Source organism: Salegentibacter mishustinae (assembly GCF_002900095.1).
GTDB lineage: Bacteria > Bacteroidota > Bacteroidia > Flavobacteriales > Flavobacteriaceae > Salegentibacter > Salegentibacter mishustinae.
This window is the reverse complement of the sequence record NZ_LLKN01000002.1, coordinates 1,288,583-1,308,889: the sequence shown is the minus strand read 5'-3', so window position 1 is coordinate 1,308,889 and position 20,307 is coordinate 1,288,583. Positions and strand designations below refer to the sequence as shown.

The following is a 20,307-nucleotide window of genomic DNA, read 5'->3' as shown; positions in this document are numbered from 1 at the left end:
AGGCGTTTTACGGTAATTTATGGCGAGGTAGCTCAGTTGGTTAGAGCGTCGGATTCATAACCCGGAGGTCCCGAGTTCAAATCTCGGTCTCGCTACTAGTAAAATCAAAGCTTCACAGAGATGTGAAGCTTTTTATTTTTACACATAGTACAGAATAAGTACAGAATGAAGAATTTTGCATAAAAATTGTTGAAAAAAATTTTCAATATTGCCATTTGGTAGCCAATGAAATTAAGTTTTATGTTTATTCATTCACAACCACCTCGCATACCTGACCATAACTTTCTGAATGATTTCCTTTACTCCTTATAGAGGATATTTTTCCGCCTTCTTCGAAAATTAAACTTTATCAAATACATCCCTTTACCATCGGAAAATTCTAAAATACAGGCCTTGTGACGCATTGTATAACCTACAATTATTTTGATGCCACAAGAGGTATACTATTATTTAAAATGGATATATTCCTAATTTTGGATTTATTCCTATATTTGAAATAAAATACTATTTCAAAAAATTATGTACGAATTACCATTAAAAGAATTTTCAAGAACTGATTTTTTTGATAAAGCGAATATTAACTCTGATATGGCTGAATATAGTTTTGATTATTTCTTCTCGGGAAAGCGAATTGGATCAAGAAAGGATCTTATCGATTTATTTGTAGTAACCTGGATAATGGACGATGTGGAAAACATATTTATTCGTTATACTATTTATTCGGGAGATAAAACAAGCTGGAAAGACAAAATTACCGAACAATTAAAAAAGCTTATGTATGATATAAATGTAAGCAAGGAAGTTGCTAGTGGACGGTTGAGATATTTTGAAGTAGAATCAGAAAAATATTTACCTACTGAATCTTTTGAAAAAAAATTTTTGGAAACAAAATCTAAAATGAGACGATTTAAAGAAAATTAAGCTACTTCAGTTGCTATTAATGGTACTTCATAGGGAAATGCAAAATTAGAATGATCCTGACCATTTAGCCAGGCCTGATGATCCTTTTGTTTTAGCACTACTGGCATTCTTTTTTTATTATTATGAATTTCAGCCATTAATTCATTTGCTTCCGTAGTTACAATGGAATAAGTATTAAGAGCTTCGTTTGTTTGTGGGTTTATCCAGTTAGAATAAATTCCTGCGAATGCAAAAATTTCTTGATCTGTTGGTGTAATTAGATACTTTTGTTTGTCTTTTCCTTTGGGATCTTTCCATTGCCATTCATAGTAACCATCAGCAATAATCAAGCAACGTTTTTTCACTGAATTCCTAAAAGATGGTTTTTCAAATATAGTCTCAATTTTAGCATTCAGTGTCATTTTTTTGATTTTATCATCTTTGGCCCAAAAAGGTATTAATCCCCAATTAAACATTTGGATTTCCCCTTGGTTTTCATCTGAAATCACTGGAGTTTTTGAAAATGTAAACGCATTGATCTCCAGTTGTGGTTTATAGGCTTCGGGTTCTATAAACCTTGCCTCTAAAGTTCGCTCTATAGCACTGAGTTTAGCATTGAGTTTAGCTCTATAGCACATAGTTCGAATTTTATATTAATTTACTAAAGTCTGTTGAATTTGAAGGGCAGGTAAACCAAAAGATGCGAGGTGACAGCTTTAATCAGTTTAATATCATATCTTTAATAGAATGAAAACTCTTTGCCTAATATTTTTATTTATACACTTTAACTTTTTTGGGCAGGAGGTTTATTACTCTTTTCTTACTGAAACGTACCCCTGTAAGCTTCCCCTAATTAGAACTGCTTGATTGTCCAAAAATTTCATTTTTCATTCTCCTGTCGGTACCGACAGGAGAATGAGTTTTTGCGTATGCTACGGGGGCCATTTTTCCCAGTGCATTATGTGGTCTTACATTGTTGTAATCTTCCATCCAGGTCTCGGTTTGTTCCCTTACCTGATTTAGATCTTCAAAGAGGTACTTATTGAGAACGCCTCTTCGATATGTTCCATTGAATCTCTCTATAAAAGCATTCTGGGTTGGTTTCCCAGGTTGAATATACTGAAAGTCGATTTCTTGCATCTGGCTCCATTCTGAAGCGATCTTAGCAACAAATTCAGGACCATTATCCATTCTTATTTTTTTGGGTTTTCCCCTGCGATTAATCAAATGGTTCAATACCCAGACGACACGTTTGCTAGGCAGTGAAAAATCAATTTCTATATGCAATGCTTCTCGGTTGTAATCATCAATTACGGTTAAGCCACGGAAGCGTCTTTTATTTTCTAGGACATCGGTCACAAAATCAATACTCCAGCAACGATTAGGAGCTATGGGAGCCTCCAGGGGTTCTTTAACCCTGGCAGGTAAACGCTTTTTTACCTTTCGTCTCAAACTTAAACCAAGTTTTTTATAGACCCTGTACACCCGTTTATGGTTCCAGGGCTTGCCTTCACTCCTTAGACGATCGTAAGCCATCCAGAAGCCTTCTTCGCTATGTTCTTTAGCTTTCTGTTGTAGAGCCTCTTCGATAGCAGTATCATCCTTTGGAATTGGCCTGTAATAAAAAACGCTTTTGCTCATATTTAAAACACGGCACGCCCTGCTAATACCGTAACGCGTAAGTTCTTTGGCTATGGTTCTTTTACGGCAGGGCTTTAAAGCTTTTTTTCGATGATTTCTTTGGCCATTTGATGATCCAGGGATAGATTGGCATACATCTGCTTCAGCCTTCGGTTCTCCTCCTCAAGGTCCTTCAGGCGCTTCAGCTCTTTGCCGTTCATCCCGCCATAACGTTCCCGCCACTTATAGAATGCAGCTGTACTAATACCATATTCACGGCTGATCTCTACGGCCGTTTTTCCGTTATCAAACTCCTTTAAAATCTTTGCGATTTGCTGTGGTGAATATCTACTCTTCTTCATAATTACTGTTTAAAGTTATAAAATATATTATACTTTTAAACAGTTCGTTTTTAAGGGTAGCTTACACCCCAACATCTACAGGTCAGAATTTAAATGGGTTGACCGGAGGATCGTTTTTGAAACCAATGATGTAACTATTGTAACCGAAACAAAACAGGGAAAGGATATTGAAGTATTAAATATCCAGGAAACCCAAGTTTTAGATGACAGACTTATACTAATTTGTGAAAACAGAAGTAAACGTAAAATAACAATTGTATTTCCTAAAGAACAGGAGGAATTTTTATACGTAGATTATTATTACCGCTCCCCTATCACCAATGAAGAGATCCAAATAAGGTTGCACCTTGAAGAAATGCAAACTGGCCAGGGAGAATCGGTAAAAATTAAATTTGGTTAAGACTGTTTAGAGTTAATTTACTAGTTTAGTATATTTTTAATTTTTAATAACCATTCCATTTCAGGTTCATTTTGAAACAATGGTTTTTGTAATATTTCAATGTATTGTTCGGCAAACCTAATTTTATTATAACCCTCATGGTCATCAAAAAACGCCTTAATATCCTCTTTTTCACTGTCTCTTAAATCAAAAGTCGAGTATGAATTTGTAGCATTATTTCGTACAGTGCAATTATCAATTACGTTCTTAATTGATGGGTATTCCTCAATAAACTCAATTAATGCTTGTTTGTAGATATATGGACTTAAACAATCTTCAATCTCTGTTGGCGGATTCATAGAGTTTTTGTTTACATCTATTAATTCCGTTTTGAGATTATTTTTTTTATTGTTCCAAAGTCTAAAGAAAAATAAATTTTTATTATTATTTTCATAATCCACCTCGACTCTTTCTGAGTCAGTGTCAATAAGACAAATTACTTTTCCATTTATTTTATAGTCTGGATCTTTAATAGGCGATAATAAGTTGTTATATAATTTTCTTACTTCTTTAAATGAACCTAATGGTAATATTCTTAATTTATTGTTTTCAATTTCATCTTTAAAGTATATTTCAAAATAAATTTTTTCAGAAAGTCCTTCGCAAACTAACCAGTTATATGGTTTTTCTTTCAGAATTGAAAATAATATTGATTGAACTAAATCATTATAACTTTTAATATTGTAATCAATAGGTAACTGACCTTTTATTTTTTTCTTAGCTTGAGTAATTGTCTCTCTGTAATTATATAAGTTCAAAAAGTCAACTGTTGTTTCGTTGGTGTTATCCTTTCTGATTGATGTAGCGCTTCCATTTAAAACGATTGGAAGAAAACCATACCAGTGAGTCGATACAATTATTTGATGGTCATTTTTACTTAAACCAAATAATTTTTCAAATTGGTCATAGCAAGCCGAAATATGAAGAGATGCCTCTGGTTCGTCAATAGCTAAAATTATTTTAGTATTTGAATTTTGATTTTTAAATAAAAATGAATAAGCAACATCAATTAAAGCTTTTCTTTTTTCACCAGAACTTAATTCACTTACTGGGATAATTTTTTTACCGGACTTAGTTTTTTTATTTAATACTTTAATCGAAAAATATGCTTCTATAATTTTAGATACCAGGTCAGGCATTGTTAGACTGTTTTTGTAATGCCCTTTGTATTCATATTCTTCTAAAATACTTTCCACATCTTTTACAAAAAAACTTAGATCTTTGTTGATTTGTTTTAAAGTACCTGGCTTTATTGCTTTTATTATTTCATCCTGAATATTTTTATCCATCAGTTTTTGCATTTCCACAGTTTCTAATTTGGTATAAGTAAAAACGTCTGTTTCTACAGGAATATAGAGGTAAGAATAATGTGATATTATATAATCATAAAATCCTTTAAAGTATTTCTGAATTTCTTGTTCACTTGGCTTAATAGATGGTTTCTCTCCTATAAAGTCAATATAATTTTGATAACCTCCAAGATATATTGAGTTATCATTATGTTTTTTACCAACGATAAGAATAAAATAATCATTTTTACCATAAGACTTCTTTAATTCATTTTTATGGGCATTAAATGCTGAGGAACTTTTAGTAGGTGCTTTTAAATTGTTGTCCCAAATAAAATCTGATAGTTTTTGAGCCTTCTTAAATTGTTCTTGATCTAATATTTTAGAATTACGTAATTGGTCCTTTTTTATTAAAAAAATTGGTGCGATATATGGAAAATTATCTCCCCCTACACCTTCATTTTTTGCCTCGTTGTTAATTGGCCAATTGTTATTTTTTTGATTAAGTACACAATCGATAGCTTCTAAAACTGAGCTTTTTCCAACGCCATTTTCTCCTATTAAACTAGAGAAACCTACTCCTTCTGAAATAGGTATAAAAGTAATTCCTTTATAAATTTTAAAATGTCTGAGAAAAATTGATGTTATCATTCAGTATTGTTTAATTAATTAAAGCGATTACGGCTATGGATAAATAGTGAAATGTGAAATGCGGAATTGTCGACTTAACCCTTTTTGCCTTGGTTTCTAAATTACATTTTTTCGTTAAAACCCGCTATTTCTGATGAATCCTTAATATTGCCTGTTTTTGTAAACTCTCTATATTTTTTAAGAAATTTATCTTTACGAACAGTTTTATTTTTTTGAAACCAAAAAAGTTCATCTTCTTCTATACCTTCTAAGTTATCTAGAAATACTGGCGCTGACATTTTATCAATAAATTTCTTCCAGTATTTTTTGTTCAAGTGATATTTTTTTAAATCTACACGCCACTTGTTAGTTCTGAATTTTATATTATCTCGAAATTCAGCAACATATTCTAGTTCAAAGTAATATTGATAAAAGTTTACCATATAATATTTTTGTCTAATCTTTTCATCATAATCCATATGGAATAAATCACCTAAGGCTTCAAATTTTATTTTGTGATTTTCGTAATCAATTTGAGTATCCAAAGAGGACCTGGAAAAATCTTTTAATATACCAACCTTTAAAAATTCTTTGCAGAATTTAGGGTTAAAATAATTGATGTTGTTTGAGATATTTTTAGGAAAATCTATGGTAAAGCTATATTTAAAAGGAATTTCACTCTGAATTATATTGCAATGGCTTAATAGATTTTTCCCGTTCAAGATCCAGATTAACTGTTCTTTACCGTAGAATTCTTCTCGCGCTCGAATGTGGGCAGGTTTTATTGGTGAATTTTGAATTTCGATTATAATTCCATTATCTAAATGAATATCGGCTCGATGTTTTTCATCCCCTTTTTTAATAACTACTTCTCGATTTTCTTTTGGAAAATGATTTTGCCATTTCAGATGCCAGGCAGTTATTGGTTCATACCAATGATCGCATTTCTTTCTATGCGCCCAATGTTTTTTCCTTTCTTCACCTTTTCTTCCATTAACAGTTTCACCACAAAGTTGACAAACTGCTTTTTCCTTTGAATATGATACTTCAACTCTTTCTTTATTTGAATTCAATGCATATCTCATTGGCGTAAAATGGTAACAACGTCTCCTGGATAGTGTCGTAGCATCCCGTGGTCTGCTAAACAGTGTAAACTTTGTTAGTATTTGTTTTTAATTTAAGTTTCTCATCTCCCATTGAAATTGAATATCATTTTTATACACTTCAATTAGCTTGACCAATAGGCAAAAAGTAGCTCCGACTGGACAAACTATAGCTATCATTCCTTTTTTCATCCGTGCAAAATGACTTGGAAATCTAAAAACCAACGGATCAGTAATTTCCATGAATTCTGTAGCGCCAGATGCTACTCTTACTGCTCCATTTGTACTTATTAAATCAACAAATCCGTAAATTGGTTGAAGAGTGGTCCAGCGGATTTGAAAAGATCTTTTATCATTTTCTGAAAACTGAACAGTTAAGCTTGTGCCACTATGTACGATAGGAATTCTTCTCTTGCCTGGTCCGGTAATACTGTGTAATTCTCCAAACTCGAAAGTTTCTTCTTCAACGGCTTCTCGTAATTTGCGATTAAAAAATGCCACACTAATATTATTTTCTAATAGCTTTCTATATCCTTGAGTGTAAATAGTACCATTTGGGTCTAATACTCCGATAACAGTTTCTTTAATTCTTGAACGGATAATCAGATCAGCACATGATTCTATTTTCTGATCTTCTTTAACCGAAACACATGGTTCAAGTGTTGTGTACAAAGTAGAGTTTTCTAATTCTTCAGGGGTCAGTTTTTCTATTGCAACTCTTTCCGCATGCATTTTGTCATATTCTCCTCTAAAGCCTGTACTTAAAATTGCTCCATCCTTTTCAATTACAGCACCAACACGAGGAAATTCTGTGCATTTGAGATGTTCCTCAACTGAAATTTTCATTAAGTCTTTTCTAGAATAACTTTTTATCATGTTTTTCTTATTAACACTAGCGGTTATGTTATGGACAAAGGGGGAAACAGATTTCTGAGCTTAACTTTTTGTTTCTAGGTCTTCTAAATTCCACGTCTTGACAAAAACCACTACTTGCTATAGCCGATGTTGAACGCTTAGTTATTATATCAAGTTTTTGTTTAATACACCTTCCATTTTTCTGTCCTTTGAATCCAAAGTATGTTTTTCGGAAGTAATATTAATGATATTCCAATAATCATTTTCACCTAAAACATCCCACATTAAATTATCCCCTTCGTAATTTTTTAATTTTCCACTTTTCACAAATTCTAAGGTTTTTGGATGTTTTAAAAACATTTCCTGCTGTTCCTTTAACATTGCTTTAGTGGACTCAATCATTTTTTTGTGAGCTTCATCTGTTTTTTTTGTTAGGTAGATACACTCATCAAAGTCTTCATTTTTACCATATACTCCTTCAGCATCATAACTACGCCATTTATGAATTTTTATTGAAAATATTTCTGATCCCATATTTTGTGGTACCTCAGAATTCTGTGTGATTTCAAAGACTTCATCTCTAAAATACAGGTTCAATATGAATAGTGCCGCAAGGATATCAAATAAGTACTTCAATGATCCTAAATGTAAAGATTGATATCGATTATGTTTTAAATGTTGATAGGCGTTATTCCAACCATAAGTTAATTTGTTACTTAAATTTTTTTCAGTTTTTATAAAAGGTGTAATAATCTTCTGAGATTGGAAACAGGAAGAAGAACTTATTATAACTAATTTATTTTCTAACTTCCATAATTGGTTTAAAAACTTAATACAATCTTTATCAAATAATAATCTTTTTTCTTTATTTCCTCCATACCTTTTGTATAGTTCTTTAGCAACGGATTCTATCTCTGCAGCAGATCTTAATATTAGATCAGAAATTTTAGATGAGTAAACATTTATTTGGTTATCATCAATATGTATATCATAGGTTAATTTAACCAATTCTGACTCTATGTTCTTGTATACAGGCCAATAAATATTTGTCATATTTCTATCTAAAATTGCATATAACTCGTGATATAATCTTTTTCTAATAATTCACAATCTTTATTCACAAGGCATTATTAATTATTTATCACCCTAAACTCTCAATTTCCTCCTCACTCAACACATAAAGTTCATAAACCGTCCTATAAGCTTGTAGCTATCCTCTATCCCTTTATTTCTTTGGCGGAGTTCTTTTGTCTGGATCATCTATGGTCCAGGTTTAGGTGAATTAGGGTTTTTTCTTGGAGTTGTAGAAGGGGTTGACCTTCTGTGCGGTTTTACTGGAACTGTCTTTTTTGCCATGGTAATTATATTTAAAAATTGTTTTTTACCTTTACTAATACTGCTATAGATAATAGACTCCTTTTTCTTCTAATTTTCTATAGAATAATTTAATTTTATCGATTATTTCGAAAGAAAATTCGGGCTTATCGAAATGAATAAAATAGCTTGTTAAAAAATCCCTTTTCTTTTGTATTATAAATCGATTTTTTGACAACGCTCTAATATCATTTATCTTTTTCCTATCATCGGAAAGATTCCCTAGTTGATGATGAACAATTTTGTTTCGAAGCGTAGAAAGTTTGGAGAAGAAATCTAATTCAGGGTTCAGTTCATTTAAAGTTAAGCGTACTTCCTTTTTCAAGAAAGCTTTTGCTTCTTCAAAACCTGCCTTTGTATTCATACCTTCCTGATGGCCTTCGTCTAATTCTTTATTGAAATAATACATTTCACAAGAATTTAAAATAGCCTTTTCAAAAAACGAAAACAATTGTACAATTATGGATTCTCTAAATCTTTGTGTGAAATTTCCATCTACTTCGAACATTTTCTTTCTGTATTCTTCAGCTGCTTTCCTGTCCAGCGTATCTTCTTCTAAAGCATCTTTATGTTTTAATTGATAATCTAATACTGCCTTGTCTAAATAGTCTTCGGTAAACGCAATATATCTCTCATAAGCCTTTAATTCCATTTCGAGAAAATTCATATGATTTTTTCTCAAAAAATCTTCTCGTTTTAACTTTGGAAACATTGCTGTATCGTAGATTTTTAAATTGCTATAATTATACTGGAGTTTACCCATTCTCTACTATTTGAATCTCCTCCTTCGTCAACCCATAAAGTTCATAAACCAACCGGTCAATTTCTGCTTTGTTGGCAGTGATGTCTATAGTAGGATTTTCTTGGGTGTCTTTCAAAATTTCGCTAACAAGCATATCGATTTCTTTTTTTATTTCTGAATGTCCAACAGGAATAGGGATACTTCTTATAAACCTTGATTCAAAACTTAACCAGCCACCTCTCATTTGAGTGGAGGTCTTCGAAATATACCAGGCGATTACAGTGCTGTTTAGAACGGCTAACAAAAATTTAAAATCTTCATCATTCTTTGGTAAGATACCGTATCCGCCCGCTGCTCCACCAGTGAAGGCAAATTCACCTTTGCTATCGTAAGAAAAACGTGGAGAAGGTGCTATGTCGGGAGTGAAAATTTTGGCACTGTTGATGACAGTTAATGCTTTAGGGTACACATATCCATACCATTTATCTCCTACCATCTTGTTTTTTTCCCTTCCTTCTAAATATAGTTTATGCTCGTTAAGATAATCCCAGGTTTTTGGTGTCTCCGCTTCAAGAAATTCAGGCGTTAATAATTCACCGTCTTTATAAGGGAACAATAGAAGTAAATCTGTATCTGAAATTTGATAGGGTCTGCTGTTTCCTCCTTTGATCAAAGGCTTTAAAATTTCTTTTTCGATAAAATATTTCTTCTCATTTTCTTTACAATAAATTTCTACAAGATCCCCTATATCATTTAGCTGCTCCACGATAAATATCTTATCGGCACTGGTTTTAATTCCTTGAAAAATCCGTTCGGTTTTAGATTCTAATGTATTGTCAAAGGATTGTAATTTTTTCAATAGGCTTGCTGCCTGTGGTTCTAGAAAAACCCATTGATCTGCTGTTAATAATGATGCTGTTGACTCCTGGAACCTAAGAAACCTGTCATTTTTAAATTCCTCCAGATCTTCTGTCTCCAAATAAGAGACTGTTTTATTCTCTTTTTTAGATAAAAAGAACAAACCGGTATAGGTGGTCGCATCTTCGAATATTTGAGAAGATCCAAAATGAACAATTTTCTCAAGAAGCTTTCCTGCTCCTATAAATCCTTTTAAAGACCTTCCGTAATTGGCATTTATAAATTTATGAGGCATTATAAAGCACATTATCCCTTTGCTATATAATAAAGAAATCGCTTTTTCTACAAAAGGAACATACAAATCATAATTTCCTTTTCCAGTTGTTACATACCGCTCATTATAAAAGTCTACAGCCTCTTTATCAGATGACACTAAATCTTGAATTCTTATATACGGCGGATTTCCAATCACCACATCAAACCCCACATAAGCCCCGTTCTCATCCAACACTTCCGGGAACTCAAACCGCCACTCAAAAGCATTTTCATAAATTTTATTGTCTTTTATTTCCTGGATTTCGGTTTCCAGTTTTTTGCTGTCTTTGGTGAGTTTTTGCAGCTTTTTATTCCAGGCGGCTTTTCCCCTTTTAGACAGCTCAAACATCTGAGTTTGGTTAGACATCATAAAGAGCTCGCCTTTTACTTTTTGCAGGCGTTTCACCTTGGGATCGTTAGCCGAAATCTCACTCCTAAAATCGCTTTTAATGTCCCGGATAATCTTTTCCATCTGCCGCTTTTGCTCCTTGTTTTGAGCATTCCGGTAGGTATCTACGGCATTGCGATAGCTGTCAATATTCCATTTACTGTCTTTTAGCGCCTTGCTTAAGTCGGCATCCAAATCAAAGCGGGAAATAAGGGAATTTCCGCATTTGATGTTAATATCAATATTCGGCAGGGTCTCCAGTTCCGTTTCATTCTTGTAGTAGGCATTTTTCAGCAACTCTATCCACAACCGGAGCCGGCATATTTTAACCGAATTCGGGTTGATATCTACTCCAAAAAGGCAGTTCTCAATAATTTTCTGCTTCTCATGAAAAAGTGCTTCCTGTATACGCTGGCTCTCCTTCGCGGTAGGATTGTATTCAAAAAGTTCTCCGTCTTCATCGGTCACAATAAGTTCATCGTTTACCACTTCCACCTGGTATTCCTTAAGCCTTCTTCCTGACCGATCCTGTAGAATATTAAGATCGTTCTTAATCGCAATCATTTCATTAAGCGCCGAAACCAAAAAATGCCCCGAACCTACAGCAGGATCACAGATCTTTAAGCTATTGATGAGTTCATTTGCTTCCTTACGGTCTTCAATACGATCATATAATTCATCCAGATCTTTACAATTCCAGTCTTTGGCTTCATTAAACTTTTGCACCACCGCTTTTCTTATGGTCTCGCGGCACATATACATAGTAATAAAGCCGGGCGTAAAGAAAGAGCCGTCTTTATAGCCATTTATCTTTTCAAAGATAAGTCCCAGTACAGAAGCGTTAATGAGGGTCTTATTATCTTCCTGTATGGTCTCCCCGCCTTCACTGCTAAAGTCGTAAGCGTTAAGGAATTCAAATAAATATTCCAGGGCGTTAAGTTCACCACTGCGTTTTTTCCCTTTTTTATCCTTTAGCACCGTGGCGCTGTAAATAGGCAAAGTCTTATCGTCCCGAAGATTACTTATAAAAAGCGTGCTGTGCTCAATATCTGTAGGCTCAAAAAGGGAAGAGTTGAGATACGGTACCTTTTCAAAAAGGGCTTTTACATCATCATTTCTTTCAGAATATTGACGAGCTAATACCTGGAAAAACAAGCTATTTAGATCATCATAATTATTTATTCTGTCAAGGCTAAGAAATTCATAAGATCTATCTCCTTTGTGATAAGTGACCAGTTGCGCTTCTAAAAGCTTTAGGAAAAGGATTCTGTTTAGCCAGGTAATACTAAGTTCCAGCCCAACATTAAAAAGCCGTTCCTGGAGGTTTTCTCCAAACTGGGATGCATTTTCCAAACGGCCTATCTTATCCATACTATCCAGCTGAATAATGGCATTTTCCAAAAATGAACCGGTATTTCGCTGCCCTTCTTTCTGGCGTTCAATTAATTTTTTACCGCCCTGTTTGGTTTCTGTTAAGCCTATAATATGAAGTAGCTCGCCATAGAAACGCTTATCGAGGCTGTTACTATCGTTAGTAAAAGGAAGCTTTAAAAGATGTTCCGGCGACAATAATTTATAAAGGGCAATCAGCTTATTGTCATCCTTAGGATTATTATTCCGAAGTGGCTTTTCGTAATTATTAATATCGAACCAGGTAAACTCCAGTTCCTGTTTCCTTTCGGAAATAAAAGGTTCAGCTATATTCTTATAGAAGAAGTCGGTATTTGTTCCACTAAGTCTTCCTGCTTCAAAATCGGTAAACTGACTTACCAGCTTTTTGTTCTGTGCAAACGCCTTTTCAAAAACATTGGCATCAAAAATAAACCACTGATTTATGTTGGTGGCGATCACATATTTTATTTCCAGGTTTTTATGGGTAATGCGCTCCCGAAGATAATAAAGCACCAACTCCTGGAAGGCCTTTACGTTCAACTTCTCCTTGCTCAGCATCTCTGCCCGGTTGGTAGGCTTCTTTGCTTCTATAATAACCCCAACACTGCTTTTGGCTTTGTTTCCGTTATGGATCACCAGGTCATTCCTGCCCTTTGTATTTATAAAATGATTGGGATCGTAGTATGTTTTCTTAAGGAAATCGGTAACCAGATTTTTATGAAATTCTTCACTTTCCGTATCATTGGTCCTATCCAGTAACTGAATAAGGTTCTCTTTGAACTGTTCTATTTGGGAACGGTTAGGTTTTACCTTTAGAAAAGCTTTGTTGAGCGCCTTGCGAGGCTTGAGTATAGATAGGTTACCAGAATTGATTTCTTGTTCCGTCTGCATGCAGAAATTGGGGTTTGTTGATAAGTGCAAAAGACCGTAGGGAGTTGCTTTTGCCCGTTCTCTGTTAAAGAGATCTTAAAAATAGAAAAAAATTTAAAGATATCGTAGATAATACTGAGAAAGAGAGAATTTTTATAAAAAACTATGGTCTACGGAAATCCGTAAAAGTATTTCATTCAAATAATTTAATTTCGATTTTATGAATGAAGAGTTTTACAAGCATTACATCCCAAAATCTTTTATAAAGAAGGAAATAAGACATAACCTCTTGATTGGATTTATACTAGGTGCCAGCCTGGCGTTTAGTTTGGGAGCAATAATTCTGGTCCTTTTCTATTTTTAAGATATATTAGATGTATTACTATAATCAGTTGCTAAAATAGCATATTCAAAAGTATCAGACCAACCGTTTTTAAGGGGTAAAACTTTTCTTTTTCTCCCCTCTTTAAGCATACCTACTTTTTCTAAGGTACGAATACTGCCTATATTATTTACTGCGCATCCAGCTTCAATCCTATGTAGTTTAAGTTCCTCAAATCCGAAAGTTAAGATTCTATTTAAAGATTCTGTCGCATAGCCTTTATTCCAAAAATCAGAATGAAATTTATACCAAACTTCTGCATTTTTAAATTTAGGTTTACCCAAATTCAATGATATCAAACCAAGAAACAATTCGTTTTCCAATAATTCCACTTTAAATGTAAGATTTCTCTTTTCTGGATTGCTATTCTTTTCAATCCAATCTCCAATTATTTTTTCTGTTTGATTAATATTTTCAGGAATTCCTAGCGTATTGAATTTATCAGTTTCGGGAAGCGAATGTAAACTATGTATCTTATCTAAATCTGATAAGGAAATAGGTGATATGAGTAGGCGATTAGTTTGAAATTCAATAATCATAAGGGAATTTTAAAATTTTCAATAAAGGTATTATCAATACACAAGTGATTAGCTTCTAATTCTCAAATACAGCCACAGCTCGAACTGGCGAACCTGTACCACCACGTATTTTTAGTGGTAATCCTATAAAGCGAAATCTTCCTCTTCCTATCAATTTATATAAATTCACCATATTTTCGTAGTGGGTAAATTTCATTTCCCCACAAATATGATGTACTTCTCTATTTGAAATTCCAGATACTCCAGGAGACATTGTTTCTACACCAAAAGCAAAGATTCTCTTCTCCCCTAACCACTTTGCACAAGAGGCTGATATTCCAGGACCACTACCCCAATTTTCGGTATTAAAATATTTACGATAATGATCAGTATAAAGTAGAACCGTATCCCCTTTTTTAATTTCTATTTTTGATTTTAAACACGCTGATTCAATTTCTTCAGGCTCAATTAATTCTTTTAAGTTTTTATGGGAAAAATCCAGACAAATTCCTTCTGTGTAAAACATAGACAAAGGCATGGTATCTATTGATTGCCCTTCATATTGTTTTGCCATATGATTTATAGCATCAACGTGCGTCCCGGTGTGCTCGCCTAATTCTAACTTATGTACGGCTGGTGTTTTCTTTTCTGGGTTTTTAATTCCACTCCATTCTTCATGAGAATTATGTATGGTCATTTTAACCTGTGGTAGATCTTTAAAAACCGGCATTCCTTCATAAATCTCCTGACTCAAATCAATAATATCTATCATTTTAGTTTTTTATGTAATGCCCATCTTTGCTTTAACAATGAGCTTAACAAATAAGCTTTATTTCCAGTTCATATAGAGCATATCCTTTCGCCCAGAAATCTTTTTTCACTTTAATTAATTGAAAACCTAGTTTTTCATAAAATTTAAAGACCAGTTGAGAGGTTCTAACCTAGGTTGACACTAGCAGTAGGGTTAATTACTTTATTCTTTTTGCTATAAACGGATCACTAGCTGGTCTTTAGCTTTGCGTAAATATCAACACTTACAAATTGACCGTTTTTTACTTCGCACTCTTTCATCGTTCCTTCGTGCTGAAAATCGAGTTTTGCCATAGCCTTTTTACAGTTTTTATTATCGGTATTTACAAAACCTTCTATGCGATGAATTCCAAGTTTTTCAAAACCGTAACTGCAAATTAATGGCATTACTTCTGTCATAATTCCCTTACCCCAAAAATCAGGCATTAACCAAAGTCCGATCTCTGCCTTTTTATGTTCTATAGATAAATCATTTAAACCGCCAGCTCCATAGAATATATTATTAGGAGAGCAAATTGCCCACCAAAATTGCTTGGAACCAGCAAACCAGTCCATTTGCTCTTTTGTAGCTTCCAGACTTTCAAAGCTTACCCCGTAATGTTTGATTACCTCCAGATTGGAAAGCCCTTTATAGATGTTCACAAGATCAGATGATCTTATCGCTCTTAGTAAAAGTCGGTCGGTTTTTATGCTTGCAATTTCCTTCAAATTGTAAATTTAGATTTGGATTATTTTCAGCCTGAACAAACAATTATTAACTCTATATAATCCTTTTATATTCTATACGTTTGCGCTGTTATTTTCAAGCAAAATCGTCGAGAATATCTACACATGAACATTCAAATCCCCGAGTAGTGGTTAATTGTTTCTCGGTACCAATTTATCAAAAAAAGGATCAAGGTTTTCATGAACAAATAATTCATTTTCAAATACAGTATTTAGTTATGGTAGAATTTTCCAGTCTTTATGCTCTAATTTTATTTTTTCCTGTGTCCAAAGGTCTCCGGTTATCGCAAACGAAAAGAGATTGATTATCTCTTTTTTTCAAGGGTTAATTACTTTTTCTACCACACTATTTCCGGATAATTATCATAACCTATTTCGTGCACTTCACATTTTAAAGCCTTAGCACTACTTTCCATATCAGATTTCCACATTTTATATGCTGGGGAAAATGGGGAGTATGCAATTAATAAATTAGGTATCCCTCTAAATCTTCTTTTCCCCGGGGTCTTGCCTAAATATTCTATATTAATACCCTGAAGTACTAAAAAAACCAGGTAATTATGTATATCAATTTTTTGCCCTATAAAATGTTGAATCTGCTGTGCACCTTGCGGATCGTAATCAAACAAAGCCTTTTTACAGCTATGTTCCAAAATATAAAGATTAGCTTGATCTATTCCATCTAATACTGCATATCCAGCATTATAGCGAAGAACAGAAATTAAATAAAGTAAATCTGTCCATAAATATTTAAAGCCAAAATATTCAACCTTGTTTTCAGAATCAAAAATAAATTTTTCTTTCATCCTTGAATACTGGAATGCTTTGCGAACCTCATAAGCAAAGCCCATTATTATATCTGACTGTCCCTTTTCTTCTTTTTTGTATTCATTTAGTCTTTCTCCTATTTTGTGAATGGTTTCATAAAGACTCGTTAAGTCACCGTAATCCCCCCACAATTCGATTCCTGTACCTTTCTTCGTTGGGTTACTTTGAAGCATATAAAAAGCATTTTAATTTTATATTCATCTTTCAAATATCACTTTTAAATCAAGGAATTCCCCTCCATATCTAGAAAGGCTACCTTTTTTAGTTACCTATTAATTAGTTCAATTCTTTATCGGCGAGCAAATTCTTAAAGAAATCTGCTACTTTTGAAGCTCCTTTTTTCCCACCATCATCAATATTTGATAAAATAACTACTGTATAATCATCTTCCATAAAATCCATTAATTCACAATGGATTCCATACCATCCGCCGCTGTGACCAATTATAGTTTGGTTGTATCTATTATCAATATCTATCCCATATCCTAGATAGGTGTTATATCCCTTTACTTTTGGCTCCAACATCAAATCTGTTGTTTCCTTATTTAATAATTTATGATTTCTCAGCGCTTTCGAGAACTTAAATAAATCTTCTGTTGTAGAATAGTAGAATCCAGCGGGGGATGCTTTCGTTAAGTAATACTCATTTTTCTTTAAAGCTTTATTTTGACCAAATTGTGAAGTATATCCGCTTGCTTTATTTTTAACGATAGAGTCTACTTGGATTTCTGATGTTGCCATCATATCTGAGGGTTCAAGAATATGCTTCCTTATATAATCATAATAATTTTCTCCGGAAACTTTCTCAACTATTAAACCTAGAACCACGAATCCAGTGCCGCTATAGTCATATCTAGTTCCTGGTTTAGATAGTAACGTGTCATTTACAAATAGCGGAACGAAGTCAGAAATTTCTTCATATTCTAAATGCCTGATTTTATCTAAATCAGTAACATAGAAATTGTTGAATCCCGAAGTATGTGTTAAGAGTTGATGGACTGTAACGGAATTCCTAACAGTCTTATTTGGGTAATCTGGTAGATACTCCCCTATTGGTTTCTTAAGCGCTATTTTCCCCTGCTCATAAAGTTGTAAAGCTGCCACAGCGGTAAACATTTTTGTGATGGAAGCTATATTAAATTTAGTATCAGTTTTGTTTTCGGCATCGTATTCTATACTTGAAAATCCATAAGCCCTTTCGGCAATTATTTTATCCTTTTGAGCTACTAGTATTGCTCCTGAAAAATCTGAATCATCAACGCTATCTAAATAATTTTTAATTTGAGAATTGGTAGATTGAGAATATGTAGAAGTAAATATTAAGGTAAATAGCAGTAGAATTTTAACTTTCATTGAAATTAAATTTTGATAAAAATAGTGTACAACGCTAACTGTTTTCAGATAGCTCTATTTGGTACACGGACTTTCCGGCTTAATCATTTTCTTTCTTGCTTTCTAAAATTGAACTTTTTCGGCAAAACCCGCTGTTTTCTATAACCGACATAGCTGCTGTCTTTTATGCTTTAAGTGATTCCAGCAAATCTATTTTTTTGATTATGTGTTCCAAACTAAAAGAATTAGAATTATAATTTGCTCTTTCTATATTTATTATTGTAAAGAGAAATTCTGAATCATAGTCCTTTCCAAACATTGAATGAATGAGTAGTTTTTTGTCCTTATCCTCAAAACTTTCTCCCCGGTCATATAGTTCTCTTTTTTCGTGATGTTCATATTTGAAATTATTATAGAACATCAAAAAATAAACTTCAATAAACATAATCTCTCTTCGATTTCTATCTGTAACAGAGTCTGCAAACAAATTAAATAATTCATTTTGTAATTCTGAAAATGAAAGTTTCTTACTAATTATTTTTTGATAAAATTCATCCTTGAGAATTTTAATATAGATCAAGACTAAATAAACTGAAGGATAAACATAATTATTGAAAGTATATGTTCTAAGGGACAACCTTGACAAAATTAAAATTCGTTCTTGTTGACGAAGAACAATATTCGAATTATTAAATAGGAGTCGACACGTATTTAAAAATCTTTCTTTGTCATCAACTAGTTCTCGATACTTTTTTCTTTCTGGGGATTGGAAAAACTCATCAAAATTCAATTTGTCAATTAGGTATTTATAAAATAAATCGTTTGGAGGTCTAGGAATCGAATATTCTACATCAATAAATCTTCTTAAATATTCATCCGAATTTATTCTATCACTCCCGTAAACTCCTCTAATAGCATTTCCTAATTGTTTTTTATCAATTGAAAGTACGAATACGATATTGGGTACAGAGAAAAAGTGTTTGATTTGCTCCAAGATACTAACGGCATAATTGGGGCGACATCTATCTAACTCATCAATTATGAATATTATAGGTTTTCCATTATTACTGTCCGCAATAAATTTTGCTAGACTTTTTTTGAAGTTCGATATTCCTACTTTTTTCTTTTGGTAGTTATTTACATCATTTTCGAAAATATCTGCTAAACCTTTGGAGGCATTGACAATTATGTCTTTTATTCCTTTCGTATCAACGACATATTTATCGACTAATGCTTGTGCCAAAACGGGTGCTATATGAGTAGTTAGAATCGAAGCATTTTTAAGTGCTTTCTGAAATTTCGGTTCAGTTTCTTTGTTTGTAAGAGTTTTCAACTCTCCCATCAAAGCAGTTAATGGATTATCCTCAAAATCATTTTCCCAAGCATTGAAATAAACTGTTTGAAATTTTTTATCTATCAATGCTTGCTGCCACATCTTTACGAAGGTAGTTTTTCCTTCACCCCACCTGTTATTAATTGCTAGTACAAACCCGTCATAGTAGCTACTAACAATTTCTGTTAAAACATCGGAATATTTCTCTCTTTCTAATTTACAATTTTCGAATGGTTTTCCAGGTTCGATTTCTAAAACAGGATTTCTCAGACTCATATTTTTTTTGGAATTTTTCTTGAAAGCTTGCAGCTAATTCGTTTTATCCCAAACAAAATACAAATTTAATACACCTTTCACAGGAATAAACAAAGTTGGATTAAAAATAAGAATTGGGGATTATACTATTTTGGCAGATTACCTAGCTTTGAATTAACTAGTATGGCAAGCCCTACAGCAATAATAGCAACCATTGGATTTATTATATATTTTTTTGGCTTCCCTAACAGCACCGTGGCAGTCCTGGTGATATCCCAGATCCCTGCGGTTTTCTGGCGATGGAGCATTAGAACAATAGGTATCTTCGTGAACTTCGTGATCTCCATTAGACTGAGCATTGGTGTTGACATAAAATTTTTGCATAACAGTATAATTTTAAATGAATAATTCTTAAATATAAAACTATATAGCCGAAGAAATTTACGGATTTCCGTAAGAGCGAAATCTACTTAATCTTATGCCTTTTAATATCAAATTCAAAATCCAACAGTTCTTTGGGATGAACATCTAATACATGAGCAAATTTTAAAAATGTTTTAAAGGTCATATTTATTTTTCCTTGCTCGTATTTACTGATTTCTGAAACTTCTAATCCAGTATGGAAACTAAGATCCGATTGTTTTTCACCTTTTTTTTCTCTGATCTCAATAATTTTCTTACCTATTTCCTTAAGAAAATCTTTATTTATATCCATAATGAACCATTTCAAAGCAATTTCTTGTAAATGGCAAAAAATATTATTGGGATATATCCCAATTTTAAAAATAATTATTATATTTACCTCATATTATTATTTTTGCGAAACTTCTTAAAGTAAAATATTAGAAGCATTCGCTTTGAATCTCGCCGTCAAAAACTGGTAATTTATGCAACGAGATGATAAGCAAGGATGCTCACGACCTAGGCGTGGGCTCTCTTATCGTTGCACGGTATACCAGTACCTTGATGGCATAAGTTGAGTCACC

17 protein-coding genes and 1 tRNA gene are annotated in these 20,307 nt (G+C 33.1%); 2 read left to right on the top strand and 16 right to left on the bottom strand.

Features of this window, described 5'->3' with window-relative positions:
* Window positions 1-21: 21 nt before the first annotated feature.
* Both APB85_RS08855 and APB85_RS08850 read left to right on the top strand, forming a co-directional pair.
* Window positions 22-95: transfer RNA gene (locus APB85_RS08855), tRNA-Met, on the top strand.
* 424 nt (window positions 96-519) lie between these two features.
* A complete protein-coding gene (locus APB85_RS08850; RefSeq protein WP_057483008.1) occupies window positions 520-921 on the top strand; it encodes a hypothetical protein in 402 nt (133 codons plus the stop codon).
* Here the strand turns inward: APB85_RS08850 and APB85_RS08845 are convergent.
* The 16 genes from APB85_RS08845 to APB85_RS08770 form a co-directional block, all read right to left on the bottom strand.
* Window positions 918-1,538 carry an SOS response-associated peptidase gene (locus APB85_RS08845; RefSeq protein ID WP_057483007.1) on the bottom strand — a complete coding sequence of 207 codons (621 nt, stop codon included), beginning with the start codon at window positions 1,536-1,538 and terminating at the stop codon, window positions 918-920. The genes APB85_RS08850 and APB85_RS08845 overlap by 4 nt on opposite strands.
* 211 nt (window positions 1,539-1,749) lie before the next feature.
* A protein-coding gene (locus APB85_RS08840) for an IS3 family transposase (protein WP_103294447.1) occupies window positions 1,750-2,882 on the bottom strand; the annotation gives its coding sequence in 2 pieces (ribosomal slippage) (window positions 1,750-2,621 and window positions 2,621-2,882; 1,134 coding nt in all).
* Window positions 2,883-3,302: 420 nt separating this feature from the next.
* Complete coding sequence (locus APB85_RS08835) at window positions 3,303-5,261, bottom strand: AAA family ATPase (protein WP_057481311.1); 1,959 nt, start codon at window positions 5,259-5,261, stop codon at window positions 3,303-3,305.
* 101 nt (window positions 5,262-5,362) lie between these two features.
* On the bottom strand, window positions 5,363-6,325 hold the full coding sequence (locus tag APB85_RS08830; protein ID WP_057481310.1) for a competence protein CoiA: 963 nt from the start codon (window positions 6,323-6,325) through the stop codon (window positions 5,363-5,365).
* Between the two features lie 87 nt (window positions 6,326-6,412).
* Window positions 6,413-7,219 (bottom strand): deaminase, encoded by an 807-nt coding sequence (locus APB85_RS08825; RefSeq protein ID WP_057481309.1) that lies wholly within the window; start codon window positions 7,217-7,219, stop codon window positions 6,413-6,415.
* 144 nt (window positions 7,220-7,363) lie between these two features.
* Window positions 7,364-8,251, bottom strand: a complete 888-nt coding sequence (locus tag APB85_RS08820) for a hypothetical protein (RefSeq protein ID WP_057481308.1) — start codon at window positions 8,249-8,251, stop codon at window positions 7,364-7,366.
* Window positions 8,252-8,597: 346 nt separating this feature from the next.
* Complete coding sequence (locus APB85_RS08815) at window positions 8,598-9,335, bottom strand: hypothetical protein (RefSeq protein WP_057481307.1); 738 nt, start codon at window positions 9,333-9,335, stop codon at window positions 8,598-8,600.
* Window positions 9,328-13,158, bottom strand: a complete 3,831-nt coding sequence (locus APB85_RS08810; protein WP_057481306.1) for a DUF7149 domain-containing protein — start codon at window positions 13,156-13,158, stop codon at window positions 9,328-9,330. Before APB85_RS08810 ends, APB85_RS08815 begins: the two co-directional genes overlap by 8 nt.
* 339 nt (window positions 13,159-13,497) lie before the next feature.
* On the bottom strand, window positions 13,498-14,058 hold the full coding sequence (locus tag APB85_RS08805) for a GNAT family N-acetyltransferase (RefSeq protein WP_057481305.1): 561 nt from the start codon (window positions 14,056-14,058) through the stop codon (window positions 13,498-13,500).
* A gap of 55 nt (window positions 14,059-14,113) precedes the next feature.
* Complete coding sequence (locus APB85_RS08800) at window positions 14,114-14,809, bottom strand: cyclase family protein (RefSeq protein ID WP_057481304.1); 696 nt, start codon at window positions 14,807-14,809, stop codon at window positions 14,114-14,116.
* Window positions 14,810-15,036: 227 nt separating this feature from the next.
* Entirely contained in the window at window positions 15,037-15,555 is a 519-nt protein-coding gene (locus tag APB85_RS08795; RefSeq protein ID WP_057481303.1) for a GNAT family N-acetyltransferase, read from the bottom strand.
* 356 nt (window positions 15,556-15,911) lie between these two features.
* Entirely contained in the window at window positions 15,912-16,574 is a 663-nt protein-coding gene (locus APB85_RS08790; RefSeq protein ID WP_057481302.1) for a DUF6904 family protein, read from the bottom strand.
* 103 nt (window positions 16,575-16,677) lie between these two features.
* On the bottom strand, window positions 16,678-17,754 hold the full coding sequence (locus APB85_RS08785; RefSeq protein ID WP_057481301.1) for a serine hydrolase domain-containing protein: 1,077 nt from the start codon (window positions 17,752-17,754) through the stop codon (window positions 16,678-16,680).
* Between the two features lie 163 nt (window positions 17,755-17,917).
* A complete protein-coding gene (locus tag APB85_RS08780) occupies window positions 17,918-19,342 on the bottom strand; it encodes a KAP family P-loop NTPase fold protein (RefSeq protein WP_057481300.1) in 1,425 nt (474 codons plus the stop codon).
* Between the two features lie 153 nt (window positions 19,343-19,495).
* Complete coding sequence (locus tag APB85_RS08775) at window positions 19,496-19,705, bottom strand: hypothetical protein (protein WP_083482184.1); 210 nt, start codon at window positions 19,703-19,705, stop codon at window positions 19,496-19,498.
* Between the two features lie 82 nt (window positions 19,706-19,787).
* Complete coding sequence (locus tag APB85_RS08770; protein ID WP_057481298.1) at window positions 19,788-20,036, bottom strand: helix-turn-helix domain-containing protein; 249 nt, start codon at window positions 20,034-20,036, stop codon at window positions 19,788-19,790.
* Window positions 20,037-20,307 lie beyond the last annotated feature (271 nt).